Origin of the sequence: Paenibacillus sp. MMO-177, from assembly GCF_037147795.1 — a bacterium.
Lineage (GTDB): Bacteria > Bacillota > Bacilli > Paenibacillales > Paenibacillaceae > Pristimantibacillus.
The window spans coordinates 131,795-148,257 of the sequence record NZ_JBBCUR010000001.1 but is presented as its reverse complement, the minus strand read 5'-3'; the positions used below and the strand labels follow the sequence as shown (position 1 = coordinate 148,257).

At 52.3% G+C, this 16,463-nt stretch carries 14 protein-coding genes; all 14 read left to right on the top strand.

What is annotated here, in order from left to right; genetic code table 11:
* The first annotated feature begins 150 nt into the window (after positions 1-150).
* The 14 genes from clpP (at position 151) to hemB (ending at position 16,462) form a co-directional block, all read left to right on the top strand.
* Complete coding sequence (gene clpP, locus WFK81_RS00660) at positions 151-738, top strand: ATP-dependent Clp endopeptidase proteolytic subunit ClpP (RefSeq protein ID WP_127494642.1); 588 nt, start codon at positions 151-153, stop codon at positions 736-738.
* Between the two features lie 26 nt (positions 739-764).
* Entirely contained in the window at positions 765-2,021 is a 1,257-nt protein-coding gene (gene clpX / locus WFK81_RS00655) for an ATP-dependent protease ATP-binding subunit ClpX (RefSeq protein ID WP_015846009.1), read from the top strand.
* 89 nt (positions 2,022-2,110) lie between these two features.
* Positions 2,111-3,220: a flavodoxin-dependent (E)-4-hydroxy-3-methylbut-2-enyl-diphosphate synthase gene (ispG, locus tag WFK81_RS00650; RefSeq protein WP_336784540.1), complete on the top strand. Its 1,110-nt coding sequence runs from the start codon at positions 2,111-2,113 to the stop codon at positions 3,218-3,220.
* A 171-nt stretch (positions 3,221-3,391) separates the two neighbouring features.
* Positions 3,392-5,095: an ATP-dependent protease LonB gene (lonB, locus tag WFK81_RS00645; RefSeq protein WP_336784539.1), complete on the top strand. Its 1,704-nt coding sequence runs from the start codon at positions 3,392-3,394 to the stop codon at positions 5,093-5,095.
* 36 nt (positions 5,096-5,131) lie between these two features.
* Positions 5,132-7,639, top strand: coding sequence for an endopeptidase La (lon, locus tag WFK81_RS00640; protein ID WP_336784538.1), 2,508 nt, complete (start codon positions 5,132-5,134; stop codon positions 7,637-7,639).
* Positions 7,639-8,244, top strand: a complete 606-nt coding sequence (yihA, locus tag WFK81_RS00635; RefSeq protein WP_336784537.1) for a ribosome biogenesis GTP-binding protein YihA/YsxC — start codon at positions 7,639-7,641, stop codon at positions 8,242-8,244. Before lon ends, yihA begins: the two co-directional genes overlap by 1 nt.
* 180 nt (positions 8,245-8,424) lie before the next feature.
* The gene (locus tag WFK81_RS00630) at positions 8,425-9,015 is read left to right on the top strand and encodes a non-ribosomal peptide synthetase module (protein WP_336784536.1); all 591 of its coding nucleotides are present in this window, start codon (positions 8,425-8,427) and stop codon (positions 9,013-9,015) included.
* 355 nt (positions 9,016-9,370) lie between these two features.
* Positions 9,371-9,769 carry an adenosylmethionine decarboxylase gene (speD, locus tag WFK81_RS00625; RefSeq protein ID WP_015846002.1) on the top strand — a complete coding sequence of 133 codons (399 nt, stop codon included), beginning with the start codon at positions 9,371-9,373 and terminating at the stop codon, positions 9,767-9,769.
* Between the two features lie 195 nt (positions 9,770-9,964).
* Positions 9,965-11,335 (top strand): glutamyl-tRNA reductase, encoded by a 1,371-nt coding sequence (hemA, locus tag WFK81_RS00620; protein WP_336784535.1) that lies wholly within the window; start codon positions 9,965-9,967, stop codon positions 11,333-11,335.
* 46 nt (positions 11,336-11,381) lie between these two features.
* On the top strand, positions 11,382-12,197 hold the full coding sequence (locus WFK81_RS00615) for a cytochrome C assembly family protein (protein ID WP_336784534.1): 816 nt from the start codon (positions 11,382-11,384) through the stop codon (positions 12,195-12,197).
* A gap of 15 nt (positions 12,198-12,212) precedes the next feature.
* On the top strand, positions 12,213-12,851 hold the full coding sequence (locus WFK81_RS00610) for a precorrin-2 dehydrogenase/sirohydrochlorin ferrochelatase family protein (protein WP_336784533.1): 639 nt from the start codon (positions 12,213-12,215) through the stop codon (positions 12,849-12,851).
* Positions 12,852-12,870: 19 nt separating this feature from the next.
* Positions 12,871-13,842 carry a hydroxymethylbilane synthase gene (gene hemC / locus WFK81_RS00605; RefSeq protein WP_336784532.1) on the top strand — a complete coding sequence of 324 codons (972 nt, stop codon included), beginning with the start codon at positions 12,871-12,873 and terminating at the stop codon, positions 13,840-13,842.
* 4 nt (positions 13,843-13,846) lie between these two features.
* Entirely contained in the window at positions 13,847-15,400 is a 1,554-nt protein-coding gene (gene cobA / locus WFK81_RS00600) for a uroporphyrinogen-III C-methyltransferase (protein WP_336784531.1), read from the top strand.
* Positions 15,401-15,466: 66 nt separating this feature from the next.
* The gene (gene hemB / locus WFK81_RS00595; RefSeq protein WP_336784530.1) at positions 15,467-16,462 is read left to right on the top strand and encodes a porphobilinogen synthase; all 996 of its coding nucleotides are present in this window, start codon (positions 15,467-15,469) and stop codon (positions 16,460-16,462) included.
* Position 16,463 lies beyond the last annotated feature (1 nt).

Sequence of the window (16,463 nt, the reverse complement as noted above, 5' to 3'; positions counted from 1 at the left end):
AATGAAAGTGCCTTACCTGAAGAATGATCTTCAGTACATATCGAGCGATGCTCACCGTATACTGTATTATGGAAAAATGACATTGATCATTTGACGTGATACAATAGAAAACATGAACCAAAAAGCCATAATAGAAAAGAGGTTGGTCGCATGAATCTGGTACCTATCGTAGTAGAACAAACGAATCGCGGAGAACGGTCTTACGATATTTACTCGCGCTTGCTCAAGGACAGAATCATTTTTCTCGGGAGCGCTATCGATGATGATGTAGCAAACTCTGTTATCGCACAGCTGCTTTTTCTGGCGGCCGACGACCCGGAGAAAGACATCCACTTGTACATTAATTCGCCTGGCGGCTCGGTAACGGCCGGAATGGCGATTTATGATACAATGCAATATATTAAGCCTGACGTATCTACGATTTGCATGGGCATGGCGGCAAGCATGGGCTCGCTCCTCCTTACAGCCGGCGCGAAAGGCAAGCGTTTCGCCCTTCCGAATGCGGAAGTTATGATTCATCAGCCGCTTGGCGGCGTTCGCGGCCAGGCATCGGATATTAAAATCCATGCGGACTGGATCCTGAAGACGAAGCAAAAGCTGAATCAAATCTATGTGGAGCGTACCGGTCAGCCTTACGAGAAGATCGACCGCGATACGGACCGCGATAATTTCATGAGCGCGGAAGACGCTCTGAATTACGGTTTGATTGACAAAGTAATAACAACTCCGGTATCCTAAGGATTTAATCGAAGGGGTGAAAAGGCATGTTTAAATTCAATGATGAGAAGGGCCAGCTGAAATGCTCGTTCTGCGGAAAATCCCAGGAGCAAGTACGTAAACTGGTAGCCGGTCCCGGCGTTTATATATGCGACGAATGCATCGAGCTCTGCACGGAAATCGTGGAAGAGGAGCTTGGACATGAGGAAGAGCTTGATCTGAAGGACATTCCGAAACCAAAGGATATCCGCGCTATTCTTGATTCGTATGTAATCGGACAGGAATTTGCGAAAAAGTCTCTTTCCGTTGCGGTATACAACCATTACAAACGGATCAATTCGCAAAGCAAAATTGAAGACGTTGAGCTTCAAAAGTCCAACATCCTGCTTGTAGGTCCTACAGGCTCGGGTAAAACTTTGCTTGCTCAAACGATGGCGAAAATTCTGAACGTGCCGTTTGCGATTGCGGATGCAACCTCGCTGACGGAAGCCGGCTATGTCGGCGAAGACGTTGAGAACATTTTGCTGAAGCTCATTCAAGCTGCGGATTACGATGTGGAGAAGGCTGAACGCGGCATTATCTATATCGATGAGATTGATAAAGTAGCCCGCAAATCCGAGAATCCGTCGATTACGCGCGATGTATCCGGTGAAGGCGTGCAGCAAGCATTGCTCAAAATCCTCGAAGGCACGGTTGCATCCGTACCGCCGCAAGGCGGACGCAAGCACCCGCACCAAGAGTTTATTCAAATCGATACAACAAACATCCTGTTCATTTGCGGCGGTGCATTTGACGGTCTGGAATCGCTGATCAAACGCCGTATCGGCAAAAAAGTGATCGGTTTCAGCTCGACCGGCGAGGTTCAAAAGGACCTGAAGCCGGGCGAATACCTGTCGATGGTTCTGCCGGAAGACTTGCTTAAATTTGGCTTGATCCCAGAGTTCGTAGGCCGTTTGCCGGTTATCTCGACTTTGGAGCCGCTTGATGAAGCAGCCCTGATGCGTATTTTGTCCGAGCCGAAGAATGCTTTGGTGAAGCAATACCAGAAGCTGCTTGAGATGGATAACGTGAAGCTGGACTTTGAGCCTGCCGCTCTGGAAGCAATCGCTAAAGAAGCGATCAAGCGGAACACGGGTGCCCGCGGCCTGCGTGCCATTATCGAAGGCATTATGCTTGAAGTGATGTACGAAGTTCCTTCTCGCGACGACGTGAGCACTTGTCTCATTACGGAGAAAAACGTAAAAGACAAAATCATGCCGGAGCTGACTGCGAAGAAGGGCAAGAAGAAGGAAGAAAGCGCCTAAGTTCATTACCGTCATCGCCTCCACCCTTTGGCCGCGAATTTATCGCACGTCAAAGGGTGGACTTTGACGTTCATGGGAGAGATCATTTTATGTATTTGCGCAAGGATACTGTGCCGGTCAAAGTCGGCAACCTGACGATTGGCGGCAGCAATGAAGTCATCATTCAGAGTATGTGTACAACAAAGACGGCTGATGTAGAGGCTACAGTAGCCGAGATTTTGCGTCTGGAGGAAGCAGGCTGCCAGATTGTGCGGGTTACGGTCAACAATAAGGAAGCTGCTGATGCGATCAAGGAAATTAAGAAGCGGATTCATATCCCGCTTGTTGCCGATATTCATTTCGACTACCGTCTCGCCCTTCAGGCGATCGAGAACGGCATTGATAAAGTCCGGATTAACCCGGGCAATATCGGCCGTCGCGAGAAGATTGAAGCTGTCGTGAAGGCCTGCAAGGAACGGGGCATTCCAATTCGGATTGGCGTTAATGCCGGGTCGCTCGAGAATCATCTGCTGGAGAAATACGGCTACCCTACGCCGGAAGCGATGGTGGAGAGCGCGCTCTTCCATATCGGCATTCTGGAGGAGCTGGATTTTCATGATATTATCGTATCGCTGAAGGCGTCCGACGTTCCGATGGCGATTACGGCATACAGCATGGCTGCGGAGAAGATCAAGTACCCGCTGCATCTTGGCATTACCGAAGCAGGCACGCTTCATTCGGGTACCATCAAGAGCTCTGCGGGTATCGGCGCCTTGCTGGCGATGGGCATCGGCAACACGGTGCGCATCAGCTTGAGCGCGGATCCGGTGGAAGAAGTTAAGGTAGCCCGCGAGCTGCTCAAGACCTTTGGCCTGATTACCAACGCGGCAACCCTTATTTCCTGTCCGACATGCGGACGCCTGGATATCGATCTCTTCTCGATCGCGAACGAAGTGGAAGAGTATATCTCCAAGGTTAAGGTGCCGATTAAGGTATCCGTGCTTGGCTGCGCCGTGAACGGTCCCGGCGAGGCCCGCGAGGCGGATATCGGCATTGCCGGCGCCCGCGGCGAAGGCATGCTGTTCCGTTACGGAGAGATGATCCGCAAAGTGCCGGAAGCTGAACTCCTGAACGAGCTTAAGAAAGAAATCGACGAGATCGTACGCGTATTCGAAGCGACTGGCGAAATTCCAGGACGCAAAAATCACGCGCATGCATAACGAACTCTCTGCCATCTGATAAAAGAGGCATTCTGAAGCAACCCCAAACGGAGGTTGACAAGGAATGCCTCTTTTTTCTTCCGGAAGCGATTATTCCCTGCAGCAAGGGGCAATACTACCAATTACGTACTCTTTTGCCGGAATAGTTCGCTTTGAGAGGAGAAGATATTAATGAGTTTAAGTATGGTTTTGATGCTGATCCAAGTCTTTTTTGCTGTGGTTATTGGTTTATATTTCTGGAATTTGCTGCGCAATCAGAAGACGAACCGCTCAGCGGTCGATCGGGAATCGCGCAAGGAGATGGATAAGCTGCGCAAGCTGCGTTCCGTTTCGTTGACCAAGCCGCTCGCGGAGAAAACGCGTCCGCAGGCGATGCAGGACATCGTCGGGCAGACGGACGGTCTTCGCGCGCTCAAGGCGGCACTTTGCAGCGCGAATCCGCAGCATGTCATTATTTACGGACCGCCGGGCGTCGGAAAGACGGCGGCTGCCCGCGTTGTACTGGAGGAAGCGAAGAAAAATCCTTCCTCCCCGTTTCTGAATGAGGCGAAGTTTACCGAGATTGACGCCACGACGGCCCGGTTCGACGAGCGGGGGATTGCCGATCCGCTGATCGGCTCCGTTCATGACCCGATATATCAAGGAGCGGGGGCGATGGGCGTGGCCGGTATCCCTCAGCCTAAGCCGGGTGCGGTGACCAAGGCGCACGGCGGGATCCTGTTTATCGACGAAATCGGTGAATTGCATCCTATCCAGATGAATAAGCTGTTAAAAGTACTGGAAGACCGCAAGGTGTTCCTGGAGAGTGCTTATTACAATTCGGAGGATGCGAATATCCCGCTTTATATCCACGATATTTTCCAGAACGGTCTGCCTGCCGATTTCCGTCTTGTGGGGGCGACAACACGTTCGCCGCAGGATCTGCCTCCGGCCATCCGCTCGCGCTGCATGGAAATTTATTTCCGTCCGCTTCTCGCAAGCGAGATTGCTTCGATTGCCGAGAATGCCGTTAAAAAAATCGGCTTTGGTCCATGCCCGGATGCCGTGGACGTGGTGAAGAAATATGCGACGAACGGACGCGAAGCGGTTAACGTCATTCAGCTTGCCGCCGGCATTGCATTGTCCGAGAAACGGGATGCCATCACGGCAGCCGACGTGGAATGGGTTGTAAACAGCAGCCAAATTCCTCCTCGTCCCGATCGCAAGGTGCCGGAAGCGCCTCAGATCGGTTTCGTTAACGGTTTAGCGGTGTATGGACCTAATATGGGAACCTTGCTTGAAATCGAAGTCAGTGCTATTCCGGCGGCTGCCGGCAAAGGCCAATATACGATCACCGGCGTAGTCGACGAAGAAGAGCTGGGCGGCGGCTCCCGGACGCTTAGACGGAAAAGCATGGCGAAGGGCTCGGTCGAGAACGTGCTGACGATGCTCCGCCGTTACGGGCTGAACCCGCATGACTTCGACCTGCATATCAACTTCCCCGGCGGTACGCCGATCGACGGACCATCCGCCGGCATTGCCATGGCAACGGCAATCGCCTCGGCAATCAAGGAGGTGCCGATTGACAACAAGCTGGCGATGACCGGCGAGGTTGGCATTCACGGAAACGTGAAGCCGGTCGGCGGCGTGCTCGCGAAGGTAGAAGCCGCGTTCCAGGCCGGTGCGGAGACGGTCATTATTCCGCGCGAGAACTGGCAGGCGATTTTTGCTAATCTGGAAGGGCTGAAGGTCATACCGGTAGACCGGGTTGACGAGGTGTTCAGACATGTCTTCCCGATTGGCGATACCGTCGTCGCAGAGGTTGAAAATCATGTCGGTTCCGATCTTTTTATCGCTTCGGGGGTTCCCTATTTGCAGGCGGATTCCGTGGAATGATAAAATAGGGTATTCGAAACAATTGGAGGTGCTGGTGTGGGATCCGGAAAAACGAAAGGCCGTCGGCTTCCCCTGCTTCCTTTAAGGGGGCTGCTTGTATATCCCAGCATGGTGCTCCACCTTGATGTGGGAAGGGACAAATCGGTGCGGGCGCTGGAGAAATCCATGATCGACGATCATATGATTCTTCTGTGCTCGCAATCCGAAGTCAATATTGAAGAGCCTACTGAAGACGATATTTACCGCGTCGGCACCATTGCGAAAGTCAGACAGATGTTAAAGCTGCCAAACGGTACAATCCGAGTGCTGGTTGAGGGCGTCGTAAGAGCCGAGATTATGGACTATGTGCCGAATGACCAATTCTACGAAGTGACGGTGCTCGAGCTCCCCGAGCCGGAGACCGATGACCCGGAAGTAGATGCTCTTATGCGGTCGGTACTCAGCCAGTTCGAGCATTATATTTCGCTTTCGAAGAAGGTAACGCCGGAGACGCTTGCGGCAGTGTCGGATATTGACGAGCCGGGCAGGCTCGCCGATGTCATCACGAGTCACTTATCGCTGAAGATTAAGGATAAGCAGGATATTCTCGAGACCATTGATGTCCGGGAGCGCCTTGAGCGTCTGCTTGATATCCTGAATAACGAACGTGAGGTGCTTGAACTCGAACGCAAAATTAACCAGCGCGTCAAAAAGCAGATGGAGAAGACGCAGAAGGAATATTATTTGCGCGAGCAGATGAAAGCGATCCAGAAGGAGCTGGGCGAGAAGGAAGGACGCGCCGGCGAGGTCGAGGAGCTCCGCAATCAGCTGGCTGAAGCGGGAGTTCCTGACAATGTGCGGGAGAAAGTCGAGAAGGAAATCGACCGTCTGGAAAAAATGCCCGCAACCTCCGCCGAGGGCGGCGTTATCCGCAATTATATCGATTGGTTATTGGCATTGCCTTGGAGCAAGCATACGGAAGACGATTTATCCCTAAGCAAGGCGGAAGAGATCCTGAACAACGATCACTACGGCCTGGAGAAGCCGAAGGAGCGCGTGCTTGAATATTTGGCGGTACAGCAGCTGGTGAAGAAGATGAAAGGGCCGATCCTTTGCCTTGTAGGGCCTCCCGGTGTCGGCAAAACCTCTCTTGCCCGTTCGATCGCCAAATCGCTTGACCGCAAATTCGTTCGAATCTCGCTGGGCGGCGTTCGCGACGAAGCGGAAATCCGCGGTCACCGCCGTACGTACGTAGGCGCTATGCCTGGACGGATCATTCAAGGCATGAAGACGGCAGGATCCTATAATCCGGTCTTCCTGCTTGACGAGATCGACAAGATGGCAAGCGATTTCCGCGGAGATCCTTCGTCAGCCCTGCTTGAGGTGCTTGATCCGGAGCAGAATAATACGTTTAGCGACCACTTCATCGAAGTGCCTTTCGATTTGTCCAACGTCATGTTTGTCACAACGGCCAACTCGCTGCACAACATTCCGCGTCCATTGTTAGACCGGATGGAAGTGCTTTACATCCCGGGCTATACGGAGCTCGAGAAGCAGCAGATTGCGGAGCGCTATCTTCTGCCGAAGCAGCGCAGGGAGCATGGTTTGGCGGAAGGCCAGCTTGTCGTTGAGGACGAGGTTGTGCTTCAGCTGATCCGCGAATATACGCGCGAATCCGGCGTGCGGAACCTCGAGCAGCAAATTGCCGCTCTATGCAGGAAAGCTGCGAAGCATATCGTAGCGGAGGGATCCAAGTCCCAGGCTGGGGCGAAGGAGCGGAGCGAAGTCGATTTGGCCGGGCAGCCTTATGAAGCTCCCGAGCTGAATACGCTTCAAGCTGCTTTTGGCGCAGACGATGATGCGGAAAGAGCCGAGGAGAAGCGAGTACAAGCGGAGGTTTCGGCAGTGACTTTGACGGTTACGCCGGAGCTGCTGAAGGAATGGTTAGGACCTGCGAAGTTCCGCCATGGCACAGCTGAGGCCGAGAACCAGATCGGTGCCGTAACGGGCCTCGCATGGACTGAGGTTGGCGGCGATACGCTGGTGATCGAGGTAACGGTTATGCCGGGCAGCGGCAAGCTTACTTTGACAGGCAAGCTTGGCGACGTGATGAAAGAATCGGCTCAAGCCGCATTCAGTTATACGCGGTCCAAGGCTATTGAGCTTGGTATCGACCCCGAGTTCCATGTGAACAAGGATATCCATATTCATATTCCGGAGGGCGCAATTCCTAAGGACGGACCGTCTGCAGGCATTACGATGGCAACCGCTTTGATCTCCGCCCTGACGAATCGTTATGTATCCAAGGAAGTAGCAATGACCGGCGAGATTACGCTTCGCGGCCGCGTGCTTCCGATTGGCGGCTTGAAGGAAAAATCGCTCGCCGCTCACCGGGCAGGCATCCGAAAGGTGCTTCTGCCGAAGGACAATGAACGCGACATAAGCGATATTCCGGACAGCGTACGCAGTGAAATGACTTTTGTTCCTGTCAGCCATATGGACGAAGTTCTGCAGCATGCGCTGCTGCCGGCTAACACCGAAGAGAAAGCAGGAACAGTAATCTGATGAAAATTACCCAATCAGAATTTATCATAAGTGCAGTAAGACCTTCGCAATATCCAGTTGACGCCTTGCCAGAGATTGCTCTGGCAGGGCGTTCCAATGTCGGCAAATCGTCGCTCATTAACAAATTGATCTTGCGTAAAAACCTGGCAAGAACAAGCTCGCAGCCCGGCAAGACGCAGCAGCTTAACTATTATCGCGTGAATGACATGGTCTATTTCGTCGATTTTCCCGGCTATGGATATGCCAAAGTGTCAAAAACGCAGCGAGAGCTGTTCGGGCAAATGATCGAGACTTATATCCGCGACCGTAAGGAGCTGAAGCTTCAGCTTCTTGTTATCGACATGCGGCATGCTCCATCAAAGGACGATGTGCTCATGTATCATTGGCTGAAGCATTATAACGTGCCGACCTGCATCGTATGCACGAAAGCGGACAAAATCCCGAAAGGCAAGTGGGACAAGCATGTAAAGGTTATCAAGGAGACGCTTGAGGCAGATCCGCGCGATCCGCTGGTCATGTTTTCCTCGGAGACGGGACTTGGCCGCGATAAGCTGTGGGAGGTCATTAACGGAGCGATTGGGCATATAACGGAGATAGATCAATAACTTCCTCTATAATGCAGAGGATACAGCAAGAAATACAGCGTTCCTCGTGAAATCTACGGGATTTTTCAGAAATATGCGAGAATATCGAGGCTGAACGGCAGGAATAAAAAGCTCTGATCACGTATAATATACTTAGACATTAAGAACAAAGCGCAAGTTTAAAGAATTGAGGAGATTTTTATGGCTCAGCGGCTAGCCACAGAGTATGTAAGTGCCAAACTGCAATTGACGAGCGATGAGATGAAGCAATTTATTCGGTTTTTCGATGACCAGCAAGTATGCATGAACGTGAAGGTCCTCGATAACGGAAACCAGGAGCTGGTTCTCGAAGACGTAGCAGGGAAGGAAGAAGTCACACTGACGTTTGAACGTCAGCAAGACCACTATGTATGTGAACTCTCTTGCCGCCTGATTCACCCTAAGCTGACCAACGCCATGCGCAAAGCCGTAACGGCTTTCCGTGGAGACGCAGTTGTTAATCGTATCTACAGCCATTATACGATGATCTACCATTATACAAATGGCAGCGTCCGCAAAATCGTTGAAAGCACATCGTCGGGCACACGGGTCGTATTCGAATATAAGGATACGGTCGGGCAACTGGAGCGTGTGTTCAAGAGCCGCTTGATCGAACGAGAAATCGAGCTAGTCAACAACGCGATTAACGAGTTGCTTGACCTGCGCAATCAAACGAAGGACCGTCTGCAAATTGCCGGCATCGACGAAAGACTTGGGATGCTGACCAAGAAATTGTTTGTGTTAGAAGCTTAACCGATAAGCCTTGAACTTTAGGGAGCCGCCGAAGTGCGGCTTCTTTTTTTGCGAAAAAATGATATCGCAATGGACGCTTCGCAAGGTACCGAAACTGCTTCAGCTACATACCTTGTATACGGGATTAAAGCGGAAAAAAGTTTTCGTTTCTTCCCGAAAAAAAGAGTTGCAATTCTGCCCAATAGATGTTATTTTTAATCTCGTTGAAAACATTGGTCTAAACAAAATAGGAACCAGGATTCACTCAGGACATGGTTATGTTGCGAGAGATTATTCCCTCGGGAAGTGAATGACGTAGGTCCTAGCGGATGAAATTTTTTTAAACATTTTATTCCTAGGAAGGGGGAACCGGAAGATGGAATATTCAACTTTCGGAAGACACGTTGCTGTTGATACTTGGGGAGTAGACTTTGATCTGCTGAACAACGCTGAATTTTTGCAAGCCCAAATGGTGGAGGCTGCCGAAGCATGCGGCGCTACTGTATTATCGGTGCAATCGAAACAATTTGAGCCTCAAGGAGCAACAGTACTTGTATTGCTGTCGGAGAGTCATCTCTCGATTCATACGTATCCTGAGAAAGGATTCGCCGCTCTCGACTGTTACACATGCGGTGAAACTGTGGATCCACAGCTTGCGATTGACTACATGATCGCTGTACTGAAGCCAACGACTACTCATGCGAAGAAGCTTGTTCGCGGCATGGGCGAGTTGAAAGTAGAAGAACCAAAAATGCAACAAGTTGAGCTTGTTTAAGCTTTTAAATTGAAACGATATAGAGATAACCATAGACCTCGGTCCATGGTTATTTTCTTTGTATAAACAGGGAATAATGGCAATGAGGGTTTTCAAACATTATTCATAAATGAAGCCAATATGAAGCCATACGGCTTGTCGAACTATGTTATAATCATTCTAAAGTTAAATTTGAAGAAAGGCAGGTGAACGCGCATGCACATTATCGTAGTCGGTTTGAACTACCGGACGGCTCCCGTTGAAGTAAGAGAACGGTTTGCGATTGCCGAGAAAGAATTGCCGGAAGCATTGAAACAGCTGACGAACACAAGCAGCATTATGGAATGTGTCATTGTTGCGACCTGCAATCGTACCGAGCTGTATGCGGTAGTGGACAGACACCATTTGTGCGGACATTATATCCGCAGCTTTATGGAGCAGTGGTTCAAGCTGCCTAGAGAGCAGTTCACTAGCCATTTATATATGCATGAGGATGATAAAGCAATTGAGCATCTGTTCCGGGTAACAAGCGGACTTGATTCGATGGTTATCGGCGAGACGCAGATTCTGGGTCAAGTAAAGGATGCCTTTGCGCTTGCTCAGCAGCAGAAGACGACAGGCACCCTGTTCAATATGCTGTTCAAACAAGCGGTTACGATGGCGAAGCGTGCTCATTCGGAAACAACGATTGGAGAATCGGCGGTGTCGGTCAGCTATGCGGCCGTTGAGCTTGGCAAGCGGATTTTCGGCCAGTTCAGCAAGAAGACGGTTATGGTGATTGGCGCCGGCGAGACAGGCGAGCTGACGGCGAAGCATCTATACGCGAATGGGGCCGACCGCGTTATTGTCGTGAACCGGACGTATGAACGAGCGGCTCAGCTGGCTGAGAAGTTTAACGGCATTGCCTGCTCGATGGAAGACGCGGCAAGCAAGCTTCATGAAGCGGACATCGTGATCAGCTCTACGGGAGCGGATGGTTATGTGCTGGAACGCCAGGCCGTAGCCGAGGCGATGAAGCGGCGGAAGTCGAAGCCTTTGTTCATGATTGATATCGCCGTACCACGCGACCTTGATCCTGGGATTGCCGCGGTCGAGAACGTGTTCCTGTACGACATTGACGATTTGGAAGGTATTGTAGCGAGCAATATCGAGCAGCGCCGGAAGGAAGCGGAGAAGATCGAAACGATGATTGAACAAGAGTCGGAGCAGTTCGAGCAATGGTACAAGACGCTTGGCGTTGTGCCTTTGATCCGTGCCCTGCAGACAAAGGCTGCCCACATTCACGAAGAGACGCTTAACAGCCTGACGAATAAGCTGCCTGATCTGGATGAACACGAACTGAAAGTGATCCGCAAGCTGACGAAGAGCATCGTGAACCAGATGATGCAAGATCCGATCCTGCGGATTAAGGAAATGGCCGGGGAGAAGCATTCCGAGGAAGCAATGGATATGTTCGTTAAGTTGTTTGCGCTTGAAGATGAGCTGGCCCAGTCGAAACAAGCTGAAGCAGACACGGCGTCTGCGGCGAAAAAGAAAACGATGCCTGCACGTCCGGCAGCTTCGGCACTGGCGTCGATCCTTCGATAATAGCGCGCTACCCGAATAATCGCGAAGGGCGGCAAGGTGAAAGCTTATGTTTTTTACGCAAAAGTGGCTTTACGACGCGATACTTTATATATACGCCCTGAGCCTTCTGTTTTACTTCTCCGATTTCATGGATGCGAACCGGAGAGCGAAGCGGATTGGAACAGGGCTCCTTATTTTTGTATGGATATTGCAAACCGTCATTCTGGTGAGCCGGCTAGTGACCCATTTCGAGGTAACGGCAATCTCGTCCTTTGAATATTGGCTTGGCTTCTCGTGGCTCCTTGTTACAATATCGCTGGTCATCAGCCAGTTTTTCAAAATCGAGTTTCTCGTCTTTCTGGTCAATATCATCAGCTTCTCCGTGCTGGCTCTCAACTTGTACAGCAGGCCGGGAATGGATGATCAATTTGGGGTTTCGCAGGCGATGCGCGATTTGCTCCTTGTACATATTAGTTTGGTATTATGCGCGTATGCATCGCTTACGATTGGCTCCATCTTTGCGGGGATGTATCTGTTCCTGCATAAGCAGCTGAAAGGGAAACGATGGACTCCTTTCACGAGGAGGCTGCCAAGCCTCGATACGATCGAACGTTTCTCGGACAGGGCCATTATTATCGGGGTGCCGCTGCTTGCGATGTCCTTGTCGGTTGCGGTTACCGTGCTGCTTGCGGAGGGACGCCCGCAGCTGCTGTTTGACTGGAAGGTGTTGACCTCGTTCGCGACTTTGATCTTTTACGTGAATTATATTATTCAAAGGGCGATGCTGAGACGTCCCGGCACGCAGCTTGCAAGACTCCATCTGATCGCATTTGTTATGTTGATTATTAATCTGTTATCCAGTTATTTGTCGACGTTTCACTAAGAGAAGGGGATGCGCATGAACGGCTACTACCCGGTAATGCTTCAGCTTCGCGGCGAACGCTGCGTCATCATTGGCGGCGGACGGGTTGCCGAACGCAAGGCATTAGGCCTCATGGAGGCGGGAGCGGATACGGTTATACTTATCAGTCCGCAGATTACCTCCCGGCTGCAGGAGCTTGTTTCAAGCGGATCCCTTCGGTGGCATTGTCGAGCCTACGAGCCGGAAGATGCCACAGATGCCCGCCTGCTGTTTGCCGCAACGGACGATTCCGAGCTTAACCGCCGGATCGCGGATGACGGCAGGCGGGCAGGCGCTTTGGTCAATACGGTTGACGAGTCCGCAGGAAGAGGGTTTCTGAACCCTTCGGTTATACGCCGCGGAGATCTGCTTATTGCCGTATCAGCCACTGGTGCAAGTCCGGCACTTTCCGCCAGGCTGAAGCTGGAGCTGGAACGGCAATACGGCCAAGAGTACGAATATAGCGTAAAACAGCTCAGAAGGCTGCGAGAATATGTGAAGGCGGCTGTCTCTGAGCCTGGCGAGCGGGAAACGCTGCTTAGGCTGGCTGCCGAAGAGGTGCCGCTCCATAATAAGACGGACATCGAATTGAATGCTTGGGTAGAACGACTTCGGGCAAAGAAGCCCTTGGATTGACGACGGGAGGAAGACAATAATGGGAGCTCATAATAACGGACCGCGTACAATCGTGGTCGGGACACGCCAGAGCGCGCTTGCATTGACGCAGACGGGGCAAGTTATTGACGAGTTGAAACGAATCAGCGATAAACACGGGTTTGGTTACCAATTCGAAATTCGGAAAATCGTGACGAAGGGTGACCGTATTCTGGATGTCACATTGTCCAAGGTTGGCGGCAAAGGCTTGTTTGTAAAAGAAATCGAACAAGCACTGCTTGACGGCGAGATCGACATGGCTGTCCACAGCATGAAGGATATGCCATATGAGCTGCCGGAAGGACTGATGAACGGCGCGACTCCGAGACGGGTTGATCCCCGCGACTGCCTGATAATGAAGCAGGGGAGCTCGCTTGATGATTTGCCGGCCGGCGCGCGTGTCGGAACAAGCAGTCTGCGCCGCTCCAGCCAGCTTAAAAATATCCGTCCGGATCTTGAGCTTGACTCCATTCGCGGCAATATCGATTCGAGGATTCGCAAGCTGGAGACGGAAGGCTTCGATGCGGTTGTGCTGGCTGCCGCAGGTCTTACCCGCATGGGCTGGCAGGACAGAATTTCGGCGTTTCTCCCGGTTGATCTGTCCATCCCTGCGGTAGGACAGGGAGCTCTTGGCATTGAGTGCCGTACGGCCGATGCCGGCGTGCGCGAGCTGCTTGATTTGTTGAATGATACCGAAACCTCGCTGTCCGTCCGTGCGGAAAGAAGCTTCCTCGGCGCGCTGAACGGCGGCTGCCAGGTTCCGATCGGCGCTTTTGCGGTGGTACACAAGAAGTCTGGTGACAGCTTCGATAACGCTGAGCTGGAGCTGACGGGCATGGTTGGTTCTCCTGACGGATCGGTGATGCTGAAGGAAATCCGGAAGGGAACCGATCCGGAACAGCTTGGGCGTGATGTAGCGGCGGCATTGACAGCAAGAGGCGCTGATCGCATTTTGGCGGAATTCGGGGGATAACGTGATGAATAAAGGAGTTGTCTATCTCGTAGGAGCCGGGCCGGGAGATCCTAAGCTTATTACGGTTCGCGGACTGGAATGTCTGAGACGAAGCGACGTTGTCGTCTATGACCGCCTGGCGAGCCCGAGACTGCTGAGATATATGAAGGAAGGCGCCCGTAAAATTTACGTCGGCAAGCTGCCGGACCGCCACACGATGAAGCAGGAAGAGATCAACCAGCTGCTCGTTGATCTGGCTTTGGAAGGCCATACGGTAACAAGGCTGAAAGGCGGGGATCCAACCATCTTCGGCCGTGTCGGCGAAGAAGCGGAATTGCTCCAGGAGCACGGCGTTACGTTCGAGATTGTACCGGGTATTACTTCCGCAATCGCCGTTCCCGCTTATGCCGGCATTCCGGTAACCCACCGCGATCTGGCATCTTCCTTATCCATCGTTACGGGACATGAGAGTCCGGAAAAGCTTGACCGCTCCATTCATTGGGATAAAGTAACCAACGCGACCGGCACCCTGATTTTCCTGATGGGCGTAGCCAAGATCGGTTATATTGCGGAGCAGCTTATCCGTCACGGCAAGCCGGCAACAACGCCGGTTGCTCTGATCCGTTGGGGAACCCGCGTGGAGCAGCAGACGATTGTCGGCACGTTGGAGTCGATCGAACGGATCGTGAAAGAGGCGAACTTCCAGCCGCCGGCGGTCATTGTTGTTGGCGATGTGGTTCTGCAGCGGGACAAGCTGAAATGGTACGAGCAAAAGCCGCTCTTTGGCGTGCGCGTGCTTGTCACGCGGGCTAGAGCGCAGGCAAGCGACCTGGCTGACCGGATCGAAGAACTTGGCGGCGAGCCTTGCGAGCTGCCTGTGATTGAGACCCGCGAGCCTCGGGATGAGGCTGCTGTCGAAGCGATCCGTACTGCTCTTGCAGATGCAGATTCGTATAACTGGATGATGTTTACGAGCGTGAACGGGGTGGAGTATTTCTTCAACTGGCTGGATCGTTTTAACGTAGACATACGGCGTTTCCATGCAGCCCGCATTGCGGCAGTTGGTCCCCGGACCGCTGAAGCCTTGCGCAAGCGCGGCCTGATTGCGGAACAGCTGCCGGCCAAGTTTCAGGCGGAAGGCCTGCTTGAGCAGCTGGAAGGCGAGCTGAAGCCGGGAGAGAGGGTTCTTCTTCCGCGAGGAGATCTCGCGCGCGAGATTTTACCGCGTGAGCTGAAGGCTAAGGGACTTGTCCCGGTTGAGCTGGACGTTTACGAGACGGTGATTGCGGATTCGCAGGATGAGCAGGCGTTTGAATGGATCCGCAACCGGGAGATTCATGCGATTACGTTCACCAGCTCTTCGACAGTAACGAATTTGCTTGAGGTGCTTCGCAGGAACGGATTCGAGGATCCGGCCGCACAGCTGGCCGGCATTGATGTAGCCAGCATTGGCCCCGTAACCTCGAAAACGGCTTCCGAAGCCGGGCTTTCCGTTACGATTGAACCGGAGGATGCTACAATCGAAGCACTCGTTGAAGCGCTTGTCCAGCATCGGATGACTAAACGTATAATGGCTTGACCATCCTTAATACCAGAAATTATTGCGTATTTATTGAAAGCAAGCAAGACAAAGGAGGAACTCAAAATGGCATTTCCTATCGTAAGACACCGCAGATTGCGCCAATCGGCCGCGATGCGCAACATCGTACGCGAAACCGTGCTGACCGCAAATGATTTTATTTATCCGATCTACGTGAAATACGGGACGAACATCAAGGAAGAAATCAGCTCGATGCCGGGCGTATACCGCTTCTCTCTTGATCTTTTGGAAGCGGAGATCCGCGAGATCACTTCGCTGGGCATACAGGCGATTATGCTGTTTGGTCTGCCGGATCATAAGGATGCGGAAGGAACTTCCGCTTACGATCCAAACGGCATTGTTCAGGAAGCAACGCGTCTGATCAAAAAATGGGCGCCTGAGCTGATTGTTATGGCGGATACTTGTCTGTGCCAATTTACCGATCACGGACATTGCGGCATGGTGCATCTTGATGAAGCAACGGGAACGGCGGTCGTGGATAATGATCCTTCGTTGTCGCTGCTTGTTCGCACCGCCGTTTCCCAAGCGGAAGCGGGGGCAGACGTGATTGCTCCATCGAACATGATGGACGGTTTTGTCGCTGCTATTCGCGAAGGATTGGATGAAGCAGGCTTTAGCCATGTGCCGATTTTGTCATACTCCGTCAAATATGCTTCCGCTTTCTACGGGCCTTTCCGTGATGCGGCGAAGTCCGCGCCGCAGTTCGGCGACCGCAAAACGTACCAGATGGACCCGGCTAACGCCCGCGAAGCTTTGCGCGAAGCGGATTCCGATGTGCTGGAAGGCGCGGATATGCTGATGGTCAAGCCTGCTCTTTCCTACCTCGATATCGTACGCCAGCTTCGCGACAGCTTTGATCTGCCGATCGTCACTTACAACGTGAGCGGTGAATACGCGATGGTGAAAGCCGCTGCGGCAAACGGCTGGATTGACGAAAAGGCGATCGTGCTGGAGAAGCTGATCAGCATGAAGCGCGCCGGTGCGGATCTGATCATTACTTACCATGCGAAGGATGCTTCGCGCTGGTTGAGAGGAGAGTAAC